Below are 22,922 nucleotides of genomic sequence, written 5' to 3'. Positions count from 1 at the left end.
GCTAGCCTTCGGTGCCTCGTCGCGCGCGCAGCAGCTTCAGGCGCTCGGCGAGCAGCTCCTCGAGCTCCTCGCGGGAGCGGCGCTCGATGAGCATGTCCCACGGGGTGCGCTGCGACGACTCCTTCGCCTCGAGCTCGGCGCGGGCGGTGCGCCCGGCCTCGTCGTCGAGAAACCCGACCTCGCCCGAGCGCTGATCAACCCACTCGGGCGGCGGCTCTGCGTCGGCGTCGAAGACCACGGCGAAGCTCACCCCCTTATCGGTGATGTACTCGACCGTGCGGCGCGGGGAGAGCTCGACTCCCGTCTCGCCCTGCAAGCTGGTCGAACCGATGCGTGAGCCCTTAAGTGTTCGATCGGCCATGAAAGCCTCCCTCGCCGTCGGCGGCGAAGTGTGGCGCCCTCTGGGTTGACGCTGCGTGGGTTGCACTGCCGCCGAGTTCTTCGCAGCGTATCGCGAATCGGGCGCCGAGTACACCCTTTGTTCGAGGAGCGGGTATCGCAGGTGCTGTGAGTGCACCATTTCTCGGCCGCGCCACGCGCGCTGACCATGCCGGCGCGATCCGGGCGGTGGGCTACGCTTGAACTCGTTCATCCGCCGAATACGCACCCAGAGGGAACCACACAGTGACTGAGAACGCCGCACCACACACGCTCGATGCCGGAAGCCTCGCAGGCCGCAGGGCACTCGTTACCGGATCGTCGCGCGGCGTCGGCGCCGACACCGTGCGCTACTTCGCAGAGGCCGGCGCAGACGTCGTCGTGAACTTCCGCAACAAGGCACCGCGCGCCGAGAAGCTTGGCGCGCAGCTTCGCGAGCTCGGCGTGCGCGCACTGGTGCAGGGCGCTGACCTCACCGACGAGGCGTCGGTGCAGGCGATGATGGCCGAGATCAAGGCCGAGTACGGCGGGCTCGACATCCTCGTGCTCAACGCCTCGGGCGGCATGGAGTCTGGCATGGCCGAAGACTACGCGCTGCAACTCAACCGCGACGCGCAGTTGCGCGTGCTCGACGCCGCCCTGCCCCTCATGGGCGAGGGCTCGCGCGTCGTGTTCGTGACGAGCCACCAGGCCCACTTCATTCGCACCACCCCGACCATGGCCGAGTACGAGGCCGTGGCACTGTCGAAGCGTGCGGGCGAAGACGCGCTGCGCGAGCGCATCCCCGAGCTCGCCGAGCGCGGCATCGGGTTCGTTGTCGTCTCAGGCGACATGATCGAGGGCACTGTCACCGCGACGCTGCTCAACCGCATGAACCCGGGCGCGCTCGAGGAGCGCCGCGAGCAGGCGGGCAAGCTCTACAACGTCGCCGAGTTCGCCGCCGAGGTCGCACGCGCCGCGGTCGAAGAGGTGCCCGCTGACAACACGCGACTCGTCGGAGACGTCACGAGCTTCGGCGCGTAGCCGACAGTCGGGTGGCCGCAGGGGCGGGGCCGGGGAGGGAAACCTCTCCGGCCCCGCCCCTTGTCGTTCTCCAGAGGGGCCGCGAGGGGGCTGCGAGGGGGCTGCGAGGGGAATGCGCAGGCTATGAGCTTGGCCTGCAAATTGTGTGGTGTGCGGCCCACGGGTGCCTGGATCGAAGAATTTGCCATTTGTGGGCGTGCTTTCCCGCAAGATATGCATAAAGTGCGCTCGACGATTAGGTTTGCCGAAGAAAGTGGTGCTACATTCAAACCCCCGCAGCTGCCGCGAGGGCGCGGGTGCCGTGAAATAGCTCCGTGCACGAGCGTGTCAGCCGCACCGACCGGGTCGCCGACGTCCCGCCGAGAGAAAGGACGTCGATGCCTCAATCGATCGATCCCGCACGCGCCACAGCGAATGCGCTCCCTCCCGCGATCGGCCTCTACGATCCCGCCGAGGAGCACGACGCGTGCGGCCTCGCCTCGGTGGTGTCGCTCGCCGACGGGCCCAGCCACGAGATCGTCGAGCTCGCGCTCGAGGCCCTCGAAAACCTTGAGCACCGCGGAGCGGTTGGATCCGACGCCGGCACGGGCGACGGCGCCGGAATTCTCACCGAGCTGCCTGACCGGCTCATCCGCGCGAAGTGCGAGGTGGCGGGCCACACGCTGCCTGCTCCGGGGGAGTACGCCGCCGGCCTCGTCTTCCTCCCGGCCTCGTCGACCGAGCGCCGCGCGGCCCGGTACCGCATCGCAGCGATCGCAGCGGATGAGGGGCTCACCGTCGTCGCGTGGCTCCCCGTCGCAGTCAACGAGCAGGTGCTCGGCGCGAGCGCGCGCGCAGCGTCACCCGTGATCGAGCAACTCGTGGTGGCGCTTACCGGCGTGGGCGACACGCAGCAGCTGGAACGTCAGGCGTTCCGCGCCCGCAAGCGCACCCAGCACGAGACCGGCATCTACCTGCCGTCGCTGTCGGCCAGAACCATCGTCTACAAGGGCATGGTCACGACCCTGCAGCTGCCTGGCTTCTACGACGATCTCGGAGACGACGCCTACGAGACCCGCTTCGCGATCGTGCACTCCCGCTACTCCACCAATACGTTCCCGTCGTGGCACCTCGCCCAGCCGCTGCGCCTCGTCGCCCACAACGGCGAGATCAACACCGTGCGCGGCAACCGCAACTGGATGCGCGCCCGCGAGGCGCAGCTCGCCTCCGACACGCTCGGTGACGTCGCGCCGCTGCTGCCGATCTGCTCGCCCGGCGGCAGCGACTCGGCGAGCTTCGACGAGGTGCTCGAGCTGCTCGTACTCAGCGGGCGCTCGCTCGCCCACGCGCTGGCGATGATGGTGCCAGAGGCGTGGGAATCGAACGCCGAGCTCGACGCAGAGCTCGTCGACTTCCTCGAGTATCACTCGCTCGTCATGGAGCCGTGGGACGGCCCGGCCGCGATGATCGCGACCGACGGCACCGAGCTCGTCGCGCTGCTCGACCGCAACGGTCTCAGGCCAGGGCGCTACCTCGTCACGCACGACGGCCTGCTCGTGATCGCGAGCGAGGCGGGCGTGCTCGACCTCGCGCCCGAGCGTGTCGCGCGGCGCGGCAGGCTGCGGCCGGGCCGCATGCTCGCGGTGAACATCGACTCGGGCACGATTCGCGGCGACGAGGAGGTGAAGCGTGAGCTCGCCGTGCTCGCCCCCTGGGGCGAGTGGCTCGAAGCGGGTCGCATCAGGCTCGCAGATGAACCAGAGCGCGAGCCGCTCGTACACCCGCCCGCCTCGATTCTCAGGCGCCAGCGCACGTTCGGCTACACCGAGGAGGAGCTCCGGCTGATCCTCACCCCGATGGCCCAGGGCGGCGGCGAGCCGCTCGCCGCGATGGGCTCCGACACGCCGATCGCCGTGCTGTCGGAACGTCCGCGGCACGTGCACGACTACTTCGTGCAGCAGTTCGCGCAGGTCACGAACCCGCCGCTCGACGCGCTGCGGGAGGAACTCGTGACGAGCCTTCGGGCGGGCATCGGGCCGCAGCAGAACCTCCTCACCCAGTCCGCGACGCACGCCAGGCAGGTGATCCTCGACTTCCCGGTGATCGACAACGATGCGCTCGCGCGGATCCAGCACTTCGGCACCGACCCTGAACGCGAGCGGTCCGTGACGATCCGCGGGCTGTACCCGGTAGATTTCGGCGCGAAGGGCCTCGCCGAGCGCCTCGACGCGATGTGCTGGGAAGCGAGCGCCGCGATCAAGGCTGGCGCCGAGTTCATCATTCTTTCCGACCGCGACTCGAACAAAGACCTCGCGCCCGTGCCGTCGCTGCTCGCGATCTCGGCCGTGCACCACCACCTCATCCGCGAGGGCGAGCGCATGCGTGTCGCCCTCATCGCTGAGTCGGGCGATGTGCGCGAGGTGCACCACGTCGCAACCCTCATCGGCTACGGCGCGGCCGCCGTGAACCCGTATCTTGCGATGGAGAGCGTCGGGCTGCTCGTGCGCGACGGCTCGATCGCTGGCCTCACCGAGGAACAGGCGATCGCGAAGCTCATCACCGCCCTCGGCAAGGGCATGCTCAAGGTGATGAGCAAGATGGGCATCTCAACGGTCTCCTCGTACTGCGGGGCGCAGACCTTCGAGGCTATCGGCCTGTCAGCCGAGGTCGTCGACCGGTACTTCACCGGCACGAGCTCGAAGCTCGGCGGCGTCGGGCTCGACGTGCTCGCGGCCGAGGTTGCTTCCCGCCACCGTGCCGCCTACCCAGACGACCAGGCCGCGCTCGCCCACAAGGGCCTCGACACCGGTGGCGAGTACCGCTGGCGGCGCGGCGAGGAGCCGCACCTGTTCGACCCCGAGACGATCTTCAAGCTGCAGCACGCAACCCGCACGGGCAAGCGCGAGATCTTCGCCGAGTACACGCGCCGCGTGAACGAACAGCAGGAACGGCTCATGACGCTGCGCGGGCTGTTCCGGTTCTCACCCACGCGCGAGCCGGTTCCCGCTGACAGCGTCGAACCCGTCTCCGAAATCGTGAAGCGCTTCGCAACCGGTGCGATGAGCTACGGCTCCATCTCGCCAGAGGCCCACGAGACCCTCGCGATCGCGATGAACTTGCTCGGCGGCCGCTCGAACACGGGCGAGGGCGGCGAGAGCGAGGAGCGGCTGCTCGACCCTGCCAGGCGCAGCGCGATCAAGCAGGTCGCGTCGGGCCGCTTCGGCGTGACGAGCATGTACCTCACCCACGCCGACGAGATCCAGATCAAGCTCGCCCAGGGCGCAAAGCCAGGCGAGGGCGGCCAGCTGCCGCCAGGCAAAATGTACCCGTGGATCGCCCGCACGAGGCACGCGACCCCGGGCGTCGGTCTGATCTCGCCGCCGCCCCACCACGACATCTACTCGATCGAAGACCTCAAGCAGCTCATCTTCGACCTGAAACGCGCGAACCCCGCCGCGCGAATCTCGACGAAGCTCGTCGCCCAGAGCGGCATCGGGCCGGTCGCAGCAGGCGTCGCGAAGGCGCTCTCAGACGTGATCCTCGTGTCAGGGCACGACGGCGGCACCGGCGCGAGCCCGATGAACTCGCTCAAGCACGCCGGCTCGCCGTGGGAGCTGGGCCTCGCAGAGGTGCAGCAGACGCTCATGCTCAACGGCCTGCGCGAGCGCGTCGTCGTGCAGGCAGACGGGCAGCTGAAGACCGGCCGCGACGTGGTCATCGCGGCGCTCCTCGGGGCCGAGGAGTTCGGTTTCGCCACCGCGCCGCTCGTCGTGTCGGGCTGCATCATGATGCGCGTCTGCCACCTCGACACCTGCCCCGTCGGCGTCGCCACGCAGAACCCGGAGCTGCGCGAGCGCTTCACCGGGCAGGCCCAGCACATCGTGAACTTCTTCACGTTCATCGCCGAGGAGGTGCGCGAGATTCTCGCGAGCCTCGGCTATCGCTCACTCGATGAGGCGGTCGGCGACACCGCGGCCCTCGACGTCGACGAGGCGGTGCGCCACTGGAAGGCCGAGGGGCTCGACCTCACCGGCGTGCTCCGCGGGCCCGTGTTCGAGGAGGGGGAGCCGCGCCGGCATGGCGCTGCCCAGGATCACGAGCTGGAAAAGCACTTCGACGCGCAGCTCATCGCGCTCTCGAGCGACGCGCTCACGAGGAGCGAGCCCGTGATCATCGACCTGCCGATTCGCAACGGCGATCGCGCGGTCGGCACCATGCTCGGCCACGAGGTCACCAAGCGCTTCGGGGCCACAGGCCTCGCGCCCGAGACCATCGACGTCACCCTCACGGGCTCCGCCGGGCAGTCGCTCGGCGCGTTCCTGCCCCCCGGCGTCACGCTCAGGCTCATCGGCGAGGCGAACGACTACGTCGGCAAGGGGCTGTCGGGCGGCGAGATCACGATCCGTTCGCACGGAACTGTGGACCAAGCCACAGGCGAACACAACGTTGTTGCCGGCAACGTGATCGGCTACGGCGCGACGAGCGGGTCGCTGTGGATCGCAGGCGCGGTCGGCGAACGCTTCCTCGTGCGCGGCTCGGGCGCGACCGCCGTCGTCGAGGGCGTCGGAGACCACGCGCTCGAGTACTTCACCGGCGGCTTCGCGCTCGTGCTCGGGCCCACCGGGCGAAACTTCGGCGCGGGCATGTCGGGCGGCGAGGCGGTGATCCTCGACCTTGACCCAGAGCGCGTCAACGCCGCCGAGCTCGCCTCCGGTGCGTTGCAGCTGCAGCCGCTCGGCGGGGCGTCTCCCGCGCAGGGAGGCGAGGCCCGCTCGGCACAGGGCGGGGATGCGCAAGCGGCACTCGAGTTGCGGATCCGCGACCTGCTGCGCCGCCACGTCGAACAGACCGGCTCGCCCGTCGCGAGCGATCTGCTCGCGGGGTTCGCAGAGCGCCCGGCAGCAACCCTCGCCCGGTTCACACGGCTCATTCCCCGCGGCTACGCCCGCGTGCTCGACATTCGCGAGCGTGCGGCGGCGGCCGGCATCGACCCCGACAACGGCTCGGTGTGGACAGAAATTCTGGAGGCAACCCATGGCTGATACGCACGGCTTCTTGAAGGTTCGCGAGCGTGAGCTCGCACCGAAGCGACCGGTCGCGCTGCGGCTGCTCGACTGGCGCGAGGTGCAGGAGCGCGGCGACGCCGCCGTCATCGGCCGGCAGGCATCGCGCTGCATGGACTGCGGCGTCTCGTTCTGCCACCAGGGCTGCCCGCTCGGCAACCTCATCCCCGAGTGGAACGATCTCGTGCACCGCGGCCGCAGCCGCGAGGCCATCGAGCGGCTCCACGCGACGAACAATTTCCCCGAGTTCACCGGCCGCGCCTGCCCGGCGCCGTGCGAGTCCGCCTGCGTGCTCGGCATCAACCAGCCGGCCGTCACGATCAAGCAGATCGAGAACCACATCATCGATGAGGCGTTCGCGCGGGGGTGGGTGACGCCGCAGCCGCCCGGCCGACTCACCGGCAAGACCGTCGCGGTCGTCGGATCGGGCCCCGCCGGCCTCGCCGCGGCACAGCAGCTCACCCGCGCAGGGCACACGGTCGCCGTCTACGAGCGCGACGAGGAGCCGGGCGGCCTGCTGCGATTCGGCATCCCCGACTTCAAGCTCGAGAAATCGCTCGTCGCGCGCCGCATCGAGCAGCTCAGGGCCGAGGGCACCCGCTTCCGCTGCGGTATCGAGATCGGCAGGGACATGAGCTGGGGCGAGCTGCGTCGGCGCTTCGATGCGGTGATCGTCGCGACGGGGGCGACCGTGCCCCGCGACCTCGCGCTTCCTGGCCGCGAGCTGGCGGGGATCTACCCGGCGATGGCATACCTCACCGCGGCGAACCGAGCGCAGGGCGAGGGTTCACCGAGCGCTGCTGGTAAGCACGTCGTCGTCATCGGCGGCGGCGACACCGGAGCCGACTGCGTCGGCACCGCGCACCGCCAGGGCGCCTTGAGCGTCACGAGCCTCGCCATTGGCAAGCGGCCGGGCACGCTCCGCCCGGCCGGGCAGCCGTGGCCGACGCACCCGACGCTGTTCGAAGTGTCGAGCTCTCACGAGGAGGGCGGCGAGCGCAGCTACCTCGCCTCGACCGTCGAGTTTCTCGGTGGTGAGAGTGGCGCGGGCGGCGGGAGTGGCGCGGGCGGCGCCGTCACGGGGCTGCGGGTCGCCGAGACAGGGTTTACCGCGGCGGGTCGCGAGCCGGTGCCGGGCACCGAGCGAGTGATTCCGGCCGACCTCGTGCTCATCGCGATGGGCTTCACCGGGCCCGAGGCGATCATCGACCCCGCGTTCAGGCTCCCTCCGGCCCAGGCCGGCGCGTTCGCTCGCGAGCGCGATTTCAGCACAGCGCAGGCGGGAGTGTTCGTCGCAGGTGACGCCGGGCGCGGTCAGTCGCTCATCGTCTGGGCGATCGCCGAGGGGCGAGCGACGGCCGCCACGGTGGATCGCTACCTCACGGGCGCGACCGTGCTGCCGAGCCCGGTCGCCGCGACCGATCGGGCATTCGGCTGACGGCCCGTGGCCGCCTGCTGACGGGGCAAAGCTGTTGGCCTGGGCCGCACCTGGCGGCTTGTTCGCCGTGCGAGTACAAGAAGCGCCTGAAGCCCGCTCACAGCGACCTGGGGACTATTCTCGAAACAGCTGACGCAGTAGCACCGGCGTAATTTCAGGGAAAGGCCCAAGAGATGACTTCGACAGTAGTGTTTGGCGGCTCAGGTTACGCGGGCTCCCACATAGTAGAAGCCGCCGCTGTACGCGGGCTCCCGGTGACGAGCGTGACGCGCCGCGAGGCGGCAACCCAGATCGCCGGGGTCACCTACCGAACCGGCTCACTCCTTGATGCGACCGATCGCGCCGCGGCCCTCGACGGGGCTGACGTTGTGATCGTCGCCGTCTCGCCTCGCGGCGACATGGTCGGCCAGGTGCGCGCCGCCATCAAGGCGATGGCCGCCGACGCCGAGGCCGCTGGCGTGCGCCTCGGCGTGATCGGCGGCGCTGGCTCGCTCCACGCAACCGAAGATGGGCCGATGCTTGCTGAGACCCCGGAGTTCGGCGACGAGTACCGACCAGAAGCCCTCGAAATGGCCGGCGTGCTCGAAGACCTGCGCGCGAACTCGGGCGCCCTCGACTGGTTCTTTGTCAGCCCAGCGGGCGATTTCGGCCCGTGGGTCGCGGGGGAGTACCGAGGGGAATATCGCGTCGGAGGCGACGTGCTGCTCACCGACGATCAGGGCATCTCGGCGATCGGCGGCGCCGATTTCGGTGTTGCGATCGTTGACGAGATTGAGGAGCCGGCTCACAACCGCGAACGCTTTACCGTCGCCTACTGATCGAATGGCTTCAGGGACTCGGTCGCAGCGGTGCCCGGAGCCTCACAGGCGCCCAGTCGGGGCGCCTGTGAGGCGCTACGCTTGACGGGTGAATTCCGGGCTCATCTCTCAGCTGCGCGGCGACCTTCTCGCCGCCGACTATTCGACCACAACCGTTGCCGCGCTCTGGGGCGCCACAGCAGAGGCTGCGCGGCTGCGGGGAGTCTTCCAGCCGGCCAAGCGGGTCCTCTCGCAGCGCGAGCAGACTCCGCTTGTGACCCTCGCGCGTGTGTTTCTGCTGGGCGAGGCCGTCGACTGCGAAGCGCTCGACCGCGCGCTCCCGCGGCTGGGGTCGGGCGGGGCGGCGCAGCTCGGGCTCGTCGCGGCCAAACCGACCGGCGAGTTTCGGGCGGCGCTCTCTCTCAACCCCGTCGCTCGACCCGCCCAGCCGCCGCCGCAGCCGCAGCCGCAGACGACACCTGACGCCTCGGCGGGCGGGGCCCCCGCCAGCTGGTGGATCATCTCCGACCTCGACGATGAGCTGCGCGGCGGCCCGGCTCGGCCCGACCACGTAATGGGCGTTGGCGGCGCGACGCGCACACTCATTGCGCAGATTCCGCCGATCCGCCCCGAGACGGCTCTCGATCTTGGCACGGGCTGCGGCATCGTCGCGCTCGCGCTCGCCGAACTTGGCGCGAAGCGCATCGTCGCGAGCGATATTTCGGAGCGAGCGCTCGAATTCGCGCGAGCGAACGCCGAGCTCAACGACTTCGCCGGGCGCATCGAGTTTCGCGCCGGTTCGCTCTTCGAGCCGTTCGCGGGGGAGCGCTTCGACCTGATCGTGTCAAACCCGCCATTCGTCATCACGCCGCGCGGCGACGAGCACGCCGAGCGCTACGACTACCGCGACGGCGGCATGACCGGCGACGAGCTCGCGGCGAGCGTCGTGCGGGCCGCGCCGCGGTACCTCGCCGCCGCGGGCTCGCTGGTGTGCCTCGCGAACTGGGAAACGGAGTGGGGCGGGCACGGCCTCGAGCGGGTCGCCGGGTGGATCCGCGACGCGGCGGAGGGCAGCGGCTCCGCCGTCGATGCCTGGGTGATCGAGCGCGACCGGGTTGACACCGTGCAGTATGCCGAGACCTGGGCTCGTGACGGCGGCGCCCGGCCGGGGCAGCCCGAGTTCGCAGCGCTCCTTGGCGCGTGGCTCGACGATTTCGGCGCGCGCCGCGTGGTGAGCGTTGGGCTGGGGGCGATCCACCTGCGCCGCAACCCGAGTGCCGAGCTCGGCCCAGACGCATCGGTGATTCACATTGATCAGGCGACGGGTGCGCTCGCGAGCGACGCGCTCGGCGCCTCGCTCCGCGACGCGTTCGACTCGGGATGCTGGGCCGCACGCGCCAGCGACGAGGCGGTGCTCGCGACGCGGTGGGTTCGCGCCACCGGCGTCGTCGAGGAACGCAGGTACACGCCGGGCGAGGAATCGCCGAACGCAATCTCGCTCGCCACCAGCGAGCCGATTGAGCGCCGGGTCGTCGCAGACACCCTGCTCGCCGCGGCCGTCGGCGTGTGCGATGGTGAACTCACGCTCGGCCAGATCGCCGACGCGCTCGCCACGCTGCTTGAGGTCGACGCAGACGCGGCCGCCGAGGCGCTCGTCGCTGGCGCCCGCGAGCTCGCGTGGTTTGGAATGCTGCGGGCTAGTTGAGTAGGCCGACGAGCCCAGTGATGAGGGTCGCGGCGGCGCCCGCGCAGGCCAGCACGATCACGAAGCGCCGAACCTGCGTCGGGGTGACGAAGCGCAACAGCTTCTCGCCGCCGGCGATGCCAAGAAGAATCGCCGCGAGCATGATGAGCCAGTACCACCACGCCGTGTCGGGCAGCCCGGTCGGATTCAATGCGAGCTTCGCGCCTGCAGAGGCAAACCCCGTGACGACAAAATACGGCTGCAGGGTGGCGGCGAACGACACCTGGGGCCACCTCGTGAGCACCGCGTAGGCGCTCACCGCCGGGCCGCCGACGCCCGCGAGTGCATTCGTGAGGCCCGAGGTGAGCCCGGCGATGGCGCGGGGTGTCTTCGGCTCGGTAGTAATGCGCTCGCTCGTGAACACCGCGGAGAGGCCGAGGGCGAGCAACACGATCGCTCCGACGGCGACCGACATCACATCGGCCTCAAGCAACTGGGCGAGCCAGGCGCCGAGGGCCGCGCCGACGACGGAGAACGAGGCGAGCCAACGAAACATCGACCAATCGATCGAGCGCCACACCCGGGGCAGAATGAGCACGCTCGACACGATACCGAGAATGTTCACGAGCAACACGCCTGAGTGGCCGCCGAGCAGGAGCGTCATGAGTGGCGAGACAAGCAACGCAAACCCGAGCCCCGCCATGCGCTGGGCGGCTGCTCCGACCACCGTGACGAGCACGATCAATACACCGACGGTGAGTGTCACAACGCCACCGCCAGCGCCGCGAGACCGAGCGCGGAGGGCTGAGTGGCGGGGAGGAGTCGCTGCGGGCACTGCATGAACCCCATTGTTTCAGGTTTCGCAGCGCACCGCCGGTGGTGACGATGCGCGCCGGGTGTCGCGGCCTCGGTAGACTGGTGAGGTGATGCGTACGATCGATCTCCGCAGCCGCGAGCTCTCCCGCGGCGAGCTGCTCACCCTCGTGCCGCGCGCCGCCCTCGGCGCAGATGACGCAGTCGAGCGGGTTCGCCCGCTCGTCGCGGCGGTTGCCGAGCACGGCGAGGCTGCGCTGCGCGACCAGGCCAGGCAGTTTGACGGGGTCGAGGGCCACGCGCTGCGGGTTCCGGCCGAGGCCGTGGCCTCGTCGCTGGCTAATTGCCCTGATGACGTCAGGGCCGCGCTCCTGGAGCTCATCGCCAGGCTGCGACTCGGCTCGGCAGCCCAGGTGCCGTCGACGCGGGTCACGGTCATCGGCGAGGGAGCGCGAATCACGCAGCGCTGGCAGCCCGTGTCACGGGTAGGTCTGTACGCGCCGGGCGGCAAGGCTGCCTACCCCTCTTCGGTGATTATGAACGCGGTGTCGGCGCAGACCGCTGGCGTGCCGAGCCTCGCGCTCGCCTCGCCGGCGCAGGCAGACAACGGCGGTCTCCCACACCCCGCCGTGCTGTGGGCGGCCGCACTGTGCGGCATCGACGAGGTGTACGCGATCGGTGGTGCGGGCGCGATCGCGGCGTTTGCGCACGGGGTGCCCGAGATCGCCCTCGAACCCGTCGACGTCGTCACCGGCCCGGGCAACGTCTTCGTCGCCGCGGCCAAACGGGTCGTCAGCGGCACCGTTGGCATCGACTCCGAGGCGGGTACGACCGAGATTCTGGTGATCGCAGACGGCACAGCGAACCCAGCCTATGTCGCGGCCGACCTCATCAGCCAAGCAGAGCACGACGAGGCGGCGGCCTCAGTGCTCGTCACCGATGCGCCGGAGTTCGCCGAGCTCGTGCTCGGGGAGATCGAGCGCCGTGTGCCGAACACCCGCCACGCGGAACGGGTGCGAGCCGCGCTCACCGGGCCGCAGTCGGCCGTGATTTTGGTCGACGATCTCGCCATTGCGGTGCGGGTGTCGAACGCGTACGGGCCCGAGCACCTCGAGATTCAGACCCGCGACGATGAGGCCGTGCTCACTGGCATCAGCGATGCGGGCGCCATCTTCGTCGGTGGGTACACGCCGGTGAGTCTCGGCGACTACCTAGCCGGCTCCAACCACGTGCTCCCGACAGGAGGCACGGCCCGTTTTGCTGCCGGGCTTGGTGCGCACACGTTCTTACGGCCCCAGCAGATCATTCACTACGATCGCACGGCGCTTGCCGCGACCGAGCAGCCGCTGCTCACGCTCGCGGGCGCCGAGGGGCTGCCCGCCCACGGCGAGGCCGTCAGCGCTCGCTTTGAACAGGAAGGCTCCTGATGCACTGCCCATTCTGCCGCCACTCAGACAGCCGAGTTATCGACTCGCGCACCGCCGATGACGGCATGTCGATTCGCCGCCGCAGGCAGTGCCCCGAGTGCGGCAAGCGCTTCACCACAACCGAGACCGCGAGCCTCACGGTAATCAAGCGCTCCGGGGTTGTTGAGCCGTTCAGCCGAGAGAAGGTTATGGACGGGGTGCGCAAGGCCTGCCAGGGGCGGCCCGTGACCGAGGCCGATCTCGCGTTGCTCGCGCAGCGCGTCGAAGAATCTCTCAGGCTCACCGGCGTCGCTCAGTTCGAGACGAACGATATCGGCGTCGCGATTCTGCCCCACCTCCGCTCGCTCGACGAGGTCGCCTACCTGAGGTTCGCGAGCGTGTACCAGGCGTTTGACTCGCTCGACGACTTCGAAGAGGCGGTGCGCGAGCTGCGAGCTACCCGCGCAGGAGCGGCCGCGGCCGGTGCCGCCGCAACCGACCCGGCGTCAGCCGCCGACAAGTAGGAGGCCGCGTGCCAACCCCAGCAACTCAGTCGTCGACAACCCCCTACCGCCTGCTCTTCAACACGGTATTCAAGCGCATGGACCCGGAGCGCGCGCACCACCTGGCGTTCGGCGTCATTCGCGCGCTGCCGGCGCTCGGTGGGCTCGTTCGTCGGTTCTGCGCGCCGCACCCGTCGCTCAGAGTGCACGCGCTCGGCCTCGAGTTTCCGAGCCCCTTTGGCCTCGCCGCTGGGTTTGATAAGAACGCAGCTGGCATCGCTGGCCTCGGCGAACTCGGCTATGGGCACGTCGAGGTCGGCACGGTCACCAGGCACGCCCAAGACGGCAACCCGAAGCCGCGCATGTTTCGCCTCGTCGACGACCGCGGGCTCATCAACCGCATGGGCTTCAACAACGGCGGCTCGGCCGCTGCCGTGCCGCGCATCGAGCGCGCAAGGATGCGCCGTCACCGCCCGGTTATCGGGGCAAACATCGGCAAGAGTCGCGTGACCGAGGTCGCCGACGCGACGGCCGACTACGTGTGGAGCGCCGAGAGGCTGGCGCCGGTGTCTGACTACCTCGCGGTGAACGTGAGCTCGCCAAACACCCCCGGGCTGCGCGGTCTCCAAGAGGTTGAACTGCTCGAGCCACTGCTCGCCGAAGTGAAGCGAGCAGCGGGGGAGACCCCGCTGCTCGTGAAGATCGCCCCAGACATGGCAGACGAGCAGATCGATGGCATCGTAGCGCTCGCCGTGAGGCTCGGGCTCGACGGCATCATCGCCACCAATACGACTGTCTCGCGCGAAGGCTTGCGCGCTGCACCTGACGCTGTCGCGGCGATGGGGGCTGGTGGCCTATCCGGCGCGCCGCTCGCGGCACGCTCCCTGGCCGTGCTGCGCCGCATTCGAGCGACGGCGCCCGCTGGGTTCTGCGTCATCTCGGTCGGGGGAGTGACGACCGCAGCCGACGTCATCGAGCGACTCGCGGCCGGGGCGACCCTCGTGCAGGGGTTCACAGCGTTTATCTACGAGGGCCCGCTGTGGGCGCGCAAGATCAACCGGGGGTTGCGCCGGGCGGGTTGGCGCCAGAATGCGGCCTGACGATGCGCAGGTGAGCGCCCCGTAAAAAGCAACAACGGCCCGGACTAGTCCGGGCCGTTGTGCGTTGCGGATCCGCCCCGCGCTGGTGTCTCCCAGTTACTGCGGGTACTGACGGCGCTTCACCTGCGGTTTCGGCATGCGCAGCATGCGGAACTGCATCGCGCGCATCGCGCCGTACCACTTGAAGCCTGGCTGTACATTGCCCTCGCCAAACTTCTCGGTCAGCTTCTTCTTCAGAATAAACGTGAGCACGAACGCGTCGATAATGGCGAGGGCGAGGAACGCCCAGACAAAGAACACGCCGTAGACCTGCACCCAGCCGGGGAACAGGGCGACGATGAGAAAGATCACCATCACGGGAATGAGCAACTCGCCGGCGCTCCAGCGTGCGTCGACATAGTCGCGCACGTACCTGCGCTGCGGCCCGCGGTCGCGCTGGGTGAGGAAGCGCTCCTCGCCGGCCATCATGCCCGCCCGTGCGCGCTCACGCGCCTCGTTCTGTGCTGCGCGCTGCTGCTTGCGCAGCTCCTTGTCTTGGGAGCCAACAATGGGTCGGGCGTTGGCGGCCTGCGCGGCTCGACGCGAAGGTGTCGGGCGGCCTTTGCCCTGCGCCTCGTTCGCGACACTCTGCGTCGAATCGGGCGTCTCATCTCGCTTGCCAGCACTCATGATCGTCTGCGGTTTCCTCTCATCAGACACCCGTGTGTGTCTGTCTACGTCATAGCAAGCGTACCGTCTCGAACGGGCGTAGACTGGTGCGCATGGCCTGTACCCGGGTTACGACCGGGTTTGCTGGCACGAAAGCGAAGGAGAAGGCATGAGTGAGGACACCGCGGTGCGCGCACACGACGTTGCGCTGAGTTCGGCCGCGCAAGACAAGGTACGCAGCCTGCTGCATCAGGAGGGCCGTGACGACCTTCGGCTCCGCATCGCCGTTCAGCCCGGTGGGTGCTCAGGGCTGATCTACCAGCTGTACTTCGATGAACGCGAGCTCGACAACGACGCCATTGTTGACTTCGAGGGGGTCGAGGTAGTCGTCGACCAGATGAGCGTTCCGTACCTGTCTGGTGCAACGATCGACTTCGAAGACACCATTCAAAAACAGGGCTTCACCATTGACAATCCAAATGCTCAGGGAAGCTGCGCCTGCGGCGATAGCTTCGCCTAGGAAATAAATTGCCCGTGTTCGGCGCGACACCCCCATTTGCGTTCGGGGAACGCTCAGGTTCGCGCTAAGCTAACAGGTAGTCATCAGTTTCGCCTGCCTGCGTGGGCAATGACCGGTATGAATTCGAAAGGTATGCGGTGCGTTCCAATCGTGTAAACAAATGGGTTGCAGCCCCTGTCGCCATCGGTGCGGCTCTTCTGCTCGCTGGCTGTACTCCCGAACAGCAGCGCGGATTCCTCCCAGAGGGGTCCACTAACGCTACGAACCACACCGAGGGCATCACTGCGCTCTGGGTGAACTCGTGGATCGTGCTGCTGGGTGTTGGTGTCATCACCTGGGGCCTCATCATTTGGGCAACCATCGCGTACCGACGCCGCAAGGGCCAGACCGGCCTTCCCGTGCAGCTTCGCTACAACATGCCCATTGAGACCTTCTTCACGGTCGTCCCCGTGATCCTCGTGCTCGGCTTCTTCGCGTTCACCGCGCAGGAGCAGGCAAAGATCGAGGCTCGCTACGACAACCCCGAGAACGTTGTCGAGGTCTACGGCAAGCGCTGGGCGTGGGACTTCAACTACATCACCGACGACGTGCACTTCCAGGGTGTGCAGGTGAAGACCGACGAGAAGGGCTCGGCACTGCCCGAGACCATGCCCGTGCTCATGCTCCCCGTCGACAAGACGACGGAGATCCGCCTGGAGACGCGCGACGTCATCCACTCCTTCTGGGTCGTTGAGTACCTCTACAAGAAGGACATGATTCCGGGCCAGACCAACTACATGAGCTTCACGCCGACTGAGACCGGCACCTTCATGGGTAAGTGTGCAGAGCTCTGTGGGCAAGACCACTCGATGATGCTGTTCGAGCTTCAGGTCGTTGAGCAGGCAGAGTACGACGCGTACGTTGCTTCGCTCCGCGCTGAGGGCAACACCGGTCGCATCGGCGATGAGGCGAACGCCAACATCGAGTCGTTCTACGGCGACAAGGCCCAGGCCCAGAACGAGAAGAAGTAACGAGGGATAGAGAGATGAAGAAGGGTAACATCATCGTTTCGTGGATGACCTCCACGGATCATAAGGTGATTGGGTACATGTACCTGATCAGCTCCTTCGTGTGGTTCTTGATCGGTGGCCTGATGGCCCTGCTGATCCGCGCGCAGCTGTTCGCTCCCGGCCTCGAGGTCATCGCGACCAAGGAACAGTACAACCAGCTGTTCACGATGCACGGCACGATCATGCTCCTCATGTTCGCAACCCCGCTGTTCGCGGGCTTCGCGAACGTCATGATGCCGCTGCAGATCGGCGCCCCCGACGTCGCCTTCCCGCGGCTGAACGCCTTCGCGTTCTGGCTGTACACCTTCGGCTCGCTCATCGCAGTCGGCGGCTTCCTGACCCCGCAGGGCGCGGCATCGTTCGGTTGGTTTGCGTACGCGCCGCTGTCTGAGGTCACCTACTCACCCGGTGTCGGCGGCAACCTCTGGGTGCTCGGCCTCGGCATCGCCGGCTTCGGCACCATCATGGGCGGCGTGAACTTCATCACGACCATCATCACGATGCGCGCGCCCGGCATGACGATGTGGCGCATGTCTGTGTTCACCTGGAACACGCTCGTCACCTCGCTCCTGGTCATCCTCGTGTTCCCGGTGCTCGCAGCAGCGTTCTTCGCGCTTGCGGCAGACCGCATCTTCGGAGCGCAGATCTTCAGCGGTGAGGGCGGAGCAATTCTCTGGCAGCACCTGTTCTGGTTCTTCGGCCACCCCGAGGTGTACATCATCGCGCTGCCGTTCTTCGGCATCGTCTCCGAGATCTTCCCGGTGTTCAGCCGCAAGCCGATCTTTGGCTACAAGACGCTCATCTACGCGACGATCGCGATTGCTGCACTCTCGATGACCGTGTGGGCGCACCACATGTACGTCACCGGTTCCGTGCTGCTGCCGTTCTTCGCCCTGATGACGATGCTCATCGCGGTTCCGACCGGCGTGAAGATCTTCAACTGGCTTGGCACCATGTGGCGCGGCTCGATCACCTTCGAAACCCCGATGCTGTGGTCACTCGGCTTCCTCGTGACCTTCGTCTTCGGTGGCCTCACCGGCGTGATCCTGGCGTCGCCCGCGCTCGACTTCCACCTCTCCGACACCTACTTCGTCGTGGCACACTTCCACTACGTCGTCTTCGGAACCGTCGTCTTCGCGATGTTCGCTGGCTTCTACTTCTGGTGGCCAAAGTGGACCGGCAAGATGCTCAACGAGCGCCTCGGCAAGATCCACTTCTGGGTGCTGTTCGTCGGCTTCCACACGACCTTCCTCGTGCAGCACTGGCTCGGCGTCATGGCTATGCCCCGCCGCTACTACACCTACCTGCCTGAGGACGGCATCACCTGGGGTAACCAGCTGTCGACCGTTGGCGCGGTTATTCTCGGCGCATCGATGCTCCCGTTCCTCCTGAACGTGTACATCACCGCACGCCGCGCGCCGAAGGTCACCGTGAACGACCCGTGGGGCTACGGCCGCTCGCTCGAGTGGGCGACCTCTTGCCCGCCGCCGCGCCACAACTTCACGTCGATCCCGCGTATTCGCACCGAGTCTCCTGCGTTCGATCTCAATCACCCCGAGGTGAGTGGCATCGAGCAGCCGAAGCCGGCGTCGATTCCCGATTTCGCCGAGCAGAAGTAGCCTGAGGAGTTATTCGCTATGAAATCGAACATTGTAATCCTCTGGATTCTCACGGCGTACTTCGTCGTGCTCGGCACGGTGTACACCGGCTGGAACCTCATCACTCACGGCTACGTTGAGTGGGCAGGAAGCTCCGCGATCTATGGCGGCGCCTTCCTCGCCGGCTTCATCGCTGTGTACCTCATGCTGGTGCAGCGCAAGCAGGGCGGCGTGCTCATCGAGGATCGCGAGAACTCGGACATCGATGACGGCGACCCCGAGATCGGCGAGTTCAGCCCGTGGAGCTGGTGGCCGTTCATGCTGTCGCTCGCGATCTCGCTCTTCGTGCTCGGCCTGTGCCTCGGGTTCAACTTCTGGATCTCGTTCCTGTCGATCCCGCTGTGCATCGTCGGCATCGTTGGCTGGGTCTACGAGTACTACCGCGGACACTTCGCGAGGTAATCACACACCGTGGCTATTTCAATCCGCCGGGGCCAGGCCGAGGACGCGAGTGCGCTCCTCGGCCTGGCCCGTCAGTTCACCACCGGACGCGAGCCTATTGGGCGTGACGACTTTCAGGTCGCCTACGACAACGTGCTGCGCCGCCGCGACCAAGAGACGAACGTGCTCTTCGTCGCCGAATCCGACGGCGCCGTCGTCGGGTACTCCCTGATGACCGTCTCCCGGCTGCTTCACGCGCCGGGCCTCACTGCCCACCTGCAGGAGATCGTCGTCGACGAAGGCTCCCGCGGGCTCGGCGTTGGCGATCGCCTGATCGCGGCGAACGAGCACTACTGCATGGGGCGCGGTGTGCGTCAGCTGTCTGCATCGACAGCGCGCATCGGATCGTTCTACAACCACCGCGGCTTCGAGGCCGTAGGTGAGCACTACCGCAAGCTCCTCGAGCTGGAGTAGCGGTGAGCAGCGCCTCACCGAGCGCTGCTCCCGGGGCCCGTCGTCCGCGGCGGCGCCCCGGGGAAAACCGTGCCGGCCTCATTGCCGCCGGCACAATCGAGTTCGGGCTCCACGGCTACGCCGCAGCGCAGACCTCCGCGATCGCGGAGCGAGCCGGCGTATCTCAGCCCAATGTCTACGCGAACTTTAGCTCGAAGCGCGAGCTCTTTCTCGCATGCGTGCGCGCGCTCTCGCCCGACGCCCTCGCGAGCGGCACGCCCGCAAGCGGCACGCCCGCGCGTGGTTCTGCTGGAGCGCCGGAGCTGTTGCTGTACCAAGCGGTTGCCGCGGCAGCTGGCGCTGAGCTCGCCGCGGAACTGCCCGCCGCGCTCCGGGAGCTTCGCGACCAGGTCGGCAACGACCGCTTCCATCAAGCGCTGCTAAGCGCAGCCGCGAGGTTGTTATTGGCCGACCCCGGTATGTGAGCGCCGGCGCCCGGCAGCTCCTGACGCGGCCCTAACTGCGCCTCTCGCCGACCAGCGTGATTGCGTTGAGAGCGTGGTGGGCCGCTAGGGGCTGCTCGCGCGCTCCCTCCGTGCCTGCCCATTGCGAGCGCTCGGTTCCTGCCTCTTACGCGCGCTCTGTGCCCGCCCAGTGCGAGCGCTCAGTGCCTGCCCCTTTGCGCCCGCTCTGTGCCTGCCCCTTACGCGCGCACCGTTCCGCGCACGAGTGTGCACCGTGCCCCCCTCACTTGCGAGCTTGAGGCCCACTGCACCCAGCTGCACGCCTTGCCCTCTCTCGGGCTACACGCGGGGCCGTCTGGGGCCGTACGCGTCACACGCTGGGGCCACACGACCTGCCCGCTGGGGCCGCACGTGGCCCTTGGTTTGTGGTGTTGCCACGGCGAGCCCTGCACATGTCACCGACCCCTAGCCCTATAGCCGAGGCAAAGCGGGTGTGCTCGGAGGAAGGGTAGGGGGTTGGAGCGCGTTGGGAGGCGCTGCAACGCCGGCTCCACTCGGCACCGTGGGGCCGGGCGCGCTCAGACGTCGCGCACGTGCACCAGCTGAGACAACGGCCCCGCCAGGGGCGCACAGCCTCACAGCCTCACAGCCTCACAGCCTCACAGCCTCACAGCCTCACAGCCTTACAGCCTCACAGCCGCGCACACGCGCGCACACATACACTGGCGCGCTCCCGCACAGGCCGTGCGCCGGCACCCGCACCCGCGCTCCCGCACAGGCCCGCCCCGGGAGCACGCCAACCAACAAACGCAGGAACCCCCGTCGAGCAAATAGCTCGACGGGGGTTCCTGCTAGCGGGGGAGAGCCTAGTGGCCCTCGTGCTTTGCCTGTTCGATCTCACCCTGGGTCGGCGGCACGATGCGATCCTCGAAGAACCAGCGCGTGAAGCCTGCCCGCAGGCGCTTAGAGAACGGAATGCGGCCATCGTCGTTCGGGCGAAGCATGACGGGTGCGTAATCGTGGTAGCTGACAAGCTCCCAGCGCTCGTAGTCGCTGACGGGCTTGTGTACCTCGACGAACTCGCCGCCTGGCATGCGCACGATGCGACCCGACTCGTAGCCGTGCAGGGCGATCGAGCGATCCTTCTTCTGCAGCGCGAGGCAGATGCGCTTCGCGAGGAAGTAGGCGATGATCGGCCCAATGATGAGCAGCGCCTGGAGCGTGTGGATCACGCCTTCGATCGACAGCTGGAAGTGCGTCGCCATGAGGTCGGAGCTCGCTGCTGCCCACATGACCGCGTAGAACGTGACACCGGCTGCACCGATAGCGGTGCGGGTCGGGGCGTTGCGCGGGCGGTCAAGGATGTGGTGCTCGCGCTTGTCGCCGGTCACCCACGCCTCGATGAAGGGGTAGATTGCGACGAGAACGATGAAGCCGCCCATGATGATCACGGGAACGAGCATGTTCCACGACCAGGTGTAGCCGAACCACTCGGTCTCCCACCCCGGCGGAATCAGACGCAGCATGCCATCGGCGAAGCCAATGTACCAGTCAGGCTGAGTACCGGCAGAAACGGGTGACGGGTCGTACGGGCCGTACATCCACACGGCGTTGATTCCGAAGAACGTCGCGATGAGCACGATGACACCGAACACGATGAAGAAGAAGCCGCCAGCCTTCGCCGCGTATGCGGGAAGCACGGGGTAGCCAACAACGTTGCCCTGGGTCTTGCCCGGGCCGGGGTACTGCGTGTGCTTGTGGATGACCACGAACATGAGGTGCAGCGCGACGAAGAGAATCACCAGCGCGGGGAGCACCATGATGTGGAGCATGTACAGGCGACCAACGATGTCGACGCCGGGGAACTCGCCACCGAAGAACAGGAACGAGAGCCAGGTGCCAACCACGGGGAAGGACTTGAGCAGGCCGTCGATGATGCGCAGGCCGTTGCCCGAGAGCACGTCGTCGGGGAGCGAGTAGCCGGTGAAGCCCTCGGCCATCGCGAGGATGAAGAGCACGAAGCCGATCACCCAGTTGAGCTCGCGCGGCTTGCGGAATGCGCCCGTGAAGAAGATACGGAGCATGTGCAGGCCGATTGAGGCGACGAACAGCAGGGCGGCCCAGTGGTGCACCTGGCGCATGAGCAGGCCACCGCGCACCGAGAACGACAGGTCGACCGTCGAGGCCATAGCGCCCGACATCTCAATGCCCTTCATGGGAACGTAGGCGCCGTCGTAGACGGTCTCGATCATCGTTGCCTGGAAGAACAGCGTGAGGAACGTGCCCGAGAGCAAGATCACCACGAAGCTGTAGAGGGCAACCTCGCCGAGGAGGAACGACCAGTGGTCGGGGAAGACCTTCCGACCAAACTCCTTGACGGCGACGCCAACCTTGGTTCGCTCGTCGATGTAGTTCGCCGCTTTGGCGGTGAATGTGCTTGAACCGCTCTGCTGAGTCGGCTGTTCAGTTACGGTGCTCACTTGAGGCGCTCCCAGTAGCTCGGACCAACAGGTTCAGTGAAGTCGCTGCGCGCGATGAGGTAACCATCGGCGTCGACAGTGATGGGCAGCTGGGGCAGCGGGCGCTTAGCCGGGCCGAAGATGACCTTCGCCTCGTCGGCGACGTCGAACTGCGACTGGTGGCAGGGGCACAGCAGATGGTGCGTGTGCTGCTCGTTCAGGGCAACGGGGCAACCGACGTGCGTGCAAACCTTCGAGTACGCGACGATGCCGTTGTACGACCAGTCCTTGCGCTCGTCGCGCTCCTTGAGATCCTTCTCATCGAGACGGATGAGCAAGACAATCGCCTTGGCCTTCTCGTTGAGCACATCCTTGGCAGTGCCAAGGTTCTCGGGAACAACGTGGAAGACCGAACCGATGGTCACGTCGGCGGCGCGAATGGCCTCGCCAACCTTGTGACCGCCGTTGTCGCGAGCGAGGCGAATGCCCTTGTCCCACATCGTGTGCCGGAGCACCTCAACCGGATCGATGTCCTGCGGTGCGAGGCTACGCAGCAGCGTGATGCCGGGGAGCGGGAACGCGATCAGCGCACCGAGGAGGCTGTTGCGAACGAGCGTGCGGCGGGAGAAGCCAGACTCCTCATCTGCGACCTTGAAGACCTCGGCGGCAACCTCACGGGTGGCCTCGTCGCTCGGCGCCGGGTGACGCAGATCGATCGCCTCGACGTCAGACATGAGCGCCTTGCCCCAGTGGACCGCGCCAATACCGAGCGCGAGCAGTGCGAGCGCCATGCCGGAGCCGACAAACACGGTGTGGAGGCGAATAGCCGCCTCTTCACCCGTCTCGATCGGGAAGAACATGTAGGCGAGCACCGAACCGAGGCTGCCAACGATTGAGAGGTAGAAGAGGGAATAGACGGCGCGCTCGGCGCTCTTCTCCTTCTTTGAATCCAGCTCCGTCACACGCTTTCGGTGCGGGGGAAGGCCCGGATTCTGCACGGCGTCACTCGAAATGACTCCGGCGCCAGCCGAGGCCAAATCAGCGCCGTGGCTCTGGGCGGCAACGACGGCGTTATCGCCGCCGCTGCTCTTCGCTTCCTCTGCCAT

The 22,922-nt window shown here is 67.4% G+C and carries 19 protein-coding genes; 14 read left to right on the top strand and 5 right to left on the bottom strand.

The features are described from left to right. Position 1: 1 nt before the first annotated feature. A complete protein-coding gene (locus tag ABD115_RS07215) occupies positions 2-361 on the bottom strand; it encodes an RNA polymerase-binding protein RbpA (protein WP_343959668.1) in 360 nt (119 codons plus the stop codon). Positions 362-624: 263 nt separating this feature from the next. On the opposite strand from ABD115_RS07215, the gene ABD115_RS07210 reads away from it, so the two are divergent. The 5 genes from ABD115_RS07210 (at position 625) to ABD115_RS07190 (ending at position 10,383) form a co-directional block, all read left to right on the top strand. Further along, a complete protein-coding gene (locus ABD115_RS07210; RefSeq protein WP_343959666.1) occupies positions 625-1,401 on the top strand; it encodes an SDR family oxidoreductase in 777 nt (258 codons plus the stop codon). A 377-nt stretch (positions 1,402-1,778) separates the two neighbouring features. Then, positions 1,779-6,422 carry a glutamate synthase large subunit gene (gltB, locus tag ABD115_RS07205; RefSeq protein WP_343959664.1) on the top strand — a complete coding sequence of 1,548 codons (4,644 nt, stop codon included), beginning with the start codon at positions 1,779-1,781 and terminating at the stop codon, positions 6,420-6,422. Next, positions 6,415-7,881 (top strand): glutamate synthase subunit beta, encoded by a 1,467-nt coding sequence (locus tag ABD115_RS07200; protein WP_343959662.1) that lies wholly within the window; start codon positions 6,415-6,417, stop codon positions 7,879-7,881. Before gltB ends, ABD115_RS07200 begins: the two co-directional genes overlap by 8 nt. A 173-nt stretch (positions 7,882-8,054) precedes the next feature. Then, positions 8,055-8,699 (top strand): NAD(P)-dependent oxidoreductase, encoded by a 645-nt coding sequence (locus tag ABD115_RS07195; RefSeq protein WP_343959660.1) that lies wholly within the window; start codon positions 8,055-8,057, stop codon positions 8,697-8,699. Positions 8,700-8,787: 88 nt separating this feature from the next. Further along, positions 8,788-10,383 (top strand): DUF7059 domain-containing protein, encoded by a 1,596-nt coding sequence (locus tag ABD115_RS07190; protein ID WP_343959658.1) that lies wholly within the window; start codon positions 8,788-8,790, stop codon positions 10,381-10,383. Here the strand turns inward: ABD115_RS07190 and ABD115_RS07185 are convergent. Beyond that, complete coding sequence (locus tag ABD115_RS07185; protein ID WP_343959657.1) at positions 10,376-11,128, bottom strand: sulfite exporter TauE/SafE family protein; 753 nt, start codon at positions 11,126-11,128, stop codon at positions 10,376-10,378. The two genes, ABD115_RS07190 and ABD115_RS07185, sit on opposite strands and share 8 nt — an antisense overlap. A gap of 160 nt (positions 11,129-11,288) precedes the next feature. Between ABD115_RS07185 and hisD the strand changes: the two genes are divergently transcribed. Genes hisD through ABD115_RS07170 form a run of 3 tightly spaced genes read left to right on the top strand, consistent with a single transcriptional unit; the run spans position 11,289 to position 14,184 of the window. Continuing rightward, positions 11,289-12,602, top strand: a complete 1,314-nt coding sequence (gene hisD / locus ABD115_RS07180; protein ID WP_343959888.1) for a histidinol dehydrogenase — start codon at positions 11,289-11,291, stop codon at positions 12,600-12,602. Beyond that, entirely contained in the window at positions 12,602-13,105 is a 504-nt protein-coding gene (gene nrdR, locus ABD115_RS07175) for a transcriptional regulator NrdR (RefSeq protein ID WP_343959655.1), read from the top strand. The genes hisD and nrdR overlap by 1 nt, the downstream gene beginning before the upstream one ends. Before the next feature lie 8 nt (positions 13,106-13,113). Then, positions 13,114-14,184 (top strand): quinone-dependent dihydroorotate dehydrogenase, encoded by a 1,071-nt coding sequence (locus ABD115_RS07170; protein WP_382389097.1) that lies wholly within the window; start codon positions 13,114-13,116, stop codon positions 14,182-14,184. A 96-nt stretch (positions 14,185-14,280) separates the two neighbouring features. Here ABD115_RS07170 and ABD115_RS07165 read toward each other — a convergent pair whose 3' ends face one another. Beyond that, on the bottom strand, positions 14,281-14,883 hold the full coding sequence (locus ABD115_RS07165) for a DUF3043 domain-containing protein (RefSeq protein ID WP_343959653.1): 603 nt from the start codon (positions 14,881-14,883) through the stop codon (positions 14,281-14,283). A 118-nt stretch (positions 14,884-15,001) separates the two neighbouring features. Here ABD115_RS07165 and ABD115_RS07160 point away from each other — a divergent pair, with 118 nt between their 5' ends. The 6 genes from ABD115_RS07160 (at position 15,002) to ABD115_RS07135 (ending at position 19,378) form a co-directional block, all read left to right on the top strand. Continuing rightward, positions 15,002-15,352 carry a HesB/IscA family protein gene (locus ABD115_RS07160; protein WP_343959651.1) on the top strand — a complete coding sequence of 117 codons (351 nt, stop codon included), beginning with the start codon at positions 15,002-15,004 and terminating at the stop codon, positions 15,350-15,352. 137 nt (positions 15,353-15,489) lie between these two features. After that, complete coding sequence (gene ctaC, locus ABD115_RS07155; protein ID WP_343959649.1) at positions 15,490-16,362, top strand: aa3-type cytochrome oxidase subunit II; 873 nt, start codon at positions 15,490-15,492, stop codon at positions 16,360-16,362. A 14-nt stretch (positions 16,363-16,376) separates the two neighbouring features. Beyond that, positions 16,377-18,020 carry an aa3-type cytochrome oxidase subunit I gene (gene ctaD, locus ABD115_RS07150; protein ID WP_343959647.1) on the top strand — a complete coding sequence of 548 codons (1,644 nt, stop codon included), beginning with the start codon at positions 16,377-16,379 and terminating at the stop codon, positions 18,018-18,020. 18 nt (positions 18,021-18,038) lie between these two features. Beyond that, on the top strand, positions 18,039-18,461 hold the full coding sequence (gene ctaF, locus ABD115_RS07145) for an aa3-type cytochrome oxidase subunit IV (protein WP_343959645.1): 423 nt from the start codon (positions 18,039-18,041) through the stop codon (positions 18,459-18,461). Positions 18,462-18,470: 9 nt separating this feature from the next. Further along, positions 18,471-18,914, top strand: a complete 444-nt coding sequence (locus tag ABD115_RS07140; RefSeq protein WP_343959642.1) for a GNAT family N-acetyltransferase — start codon at positions 18,471-18,473, stop codon at positions 18,912-18,914. A 2-nt stretch (positions 18,915-18,916) separates the two neighbouring features. Beyond that, entirely contained in the window at positions 18,917-19,378 is a 462-nt protein-coding gene (locus ABD115_RS07135) for a helix-turn-helix domain-containing protein (RefSeq protein ID WP_343959640.1), read from the top strand. An 845-nt stretch (positions 19,379-20,223) separates the two neighbouring features. On the opposite strand, the gene qcrB is transcribed toward ABD115_RS07135, so the two are convergent. Together qcrB and qcrA are read right to left on the bottom strand one after the other, a co-directional pair. Then, positions 20,224-21,837, bottom strand: a complete 1,614-nt coding sequence (gene qcrB, locus ABD115_RS07130) for a cytochrome bc1 complex cytochrome b subunit (protein ID WP_343959638.1) — start codon at positions 21,835-21,837, stop codon at positions 20,224-20,226. Further along, positions 21,834-22,922, bottom strand: a complete 1,089-nt coding sequence (gene qcrA / locus ABD115_RS07125) for a cytochrome bc1 complex Rieske iron-sulfur subunit (protein ID WP_343959636.1) — start codon at positions 22,920-22,922, stop codon at positions 21,834-21,836. The genes qcrB and qcrA overlap by 4 nt, the downstream gene beginning before the upstream one ends.

Source organism: Leucobacter albus, assembly GCF_039528015.1.
Taxonomy (GTDB): domain Bacteria; phylum Actinomycetota; class Actinomycetes; order Actinomycetales; family Microbacteriaceae; genus Leucobacter; species Leucobacter albus.
Note: the sequence above shows the minus strand (reverse complement) of the source record. Positions and strands in the feature narration are given on the sequence as shown.

Coding starts and splice junctions, on each gene's coding strand:
- ABD115_RS07200 (WP_343959662.1), top strand. CDS start 6,415: ATGGCTGATACGCACGGCTTCTTGAAGGTTCGCGAGCGTGAGCTCGCA.
- ctaF (WP_343959645.1), top strand. CDS start 18,039: ATGAAATCGAACATTGTAATCCTCTGGATTCTCACGGCGTACTTCGTC.
- ABD115_RS07195 (WP_343959660.1), top strand. CDS start 8,055: ATGACTTCGACAGTAGTGTTTGGCGGCTCAGGTTACGCGGGCTCCCAC.
- ABD115_RS07215 (WP_343959668.1), bottom strand. CDS start 361: ATGGCCGATCGAACACTTAAGGGCTCACGCATCGGTTCGACCAGCTTG.
- ABD115_RS07160 (WP_343959651.1), top strand. CDS start 15,002: ATGAGTGAGGACACCGCGGTGCGCGCACACGACGTTGCGCTGAGTTCG.
- gltB (WP_343959664.1), top strand. CDS start 1,779: ATGCCTCAATCGATCGATCCCGCACGCGCCACAGCGAATGCGCTCCCT.
- hisD (WP_343959888.1), top strand. CDS start 11,289: ATGCGTACGATCGATCTCCGCAGCCGCGAGCTCTCCCGCGGCGAGCTG.
- ctaD (WP_343959647.1), top strand. CDS start 16,377: ATGAAGAAGGGTAACATCATCGTTTCGTGGATGACCTCCACGGATCAT.
- nrdR (WP_343959655.1), top strand. CDS start 12,602: ATGCACTGCCCATTCTGCCGCCACTCAGACAGCCGAGTTATCGACTCG.
- qcrA (WP_343959636.1), bottom strand. CDS start 22,922: ATGGCAGAGGAAGCGAAGAGCAGCGGCGGCGATAACGCCGTCGTTGCC.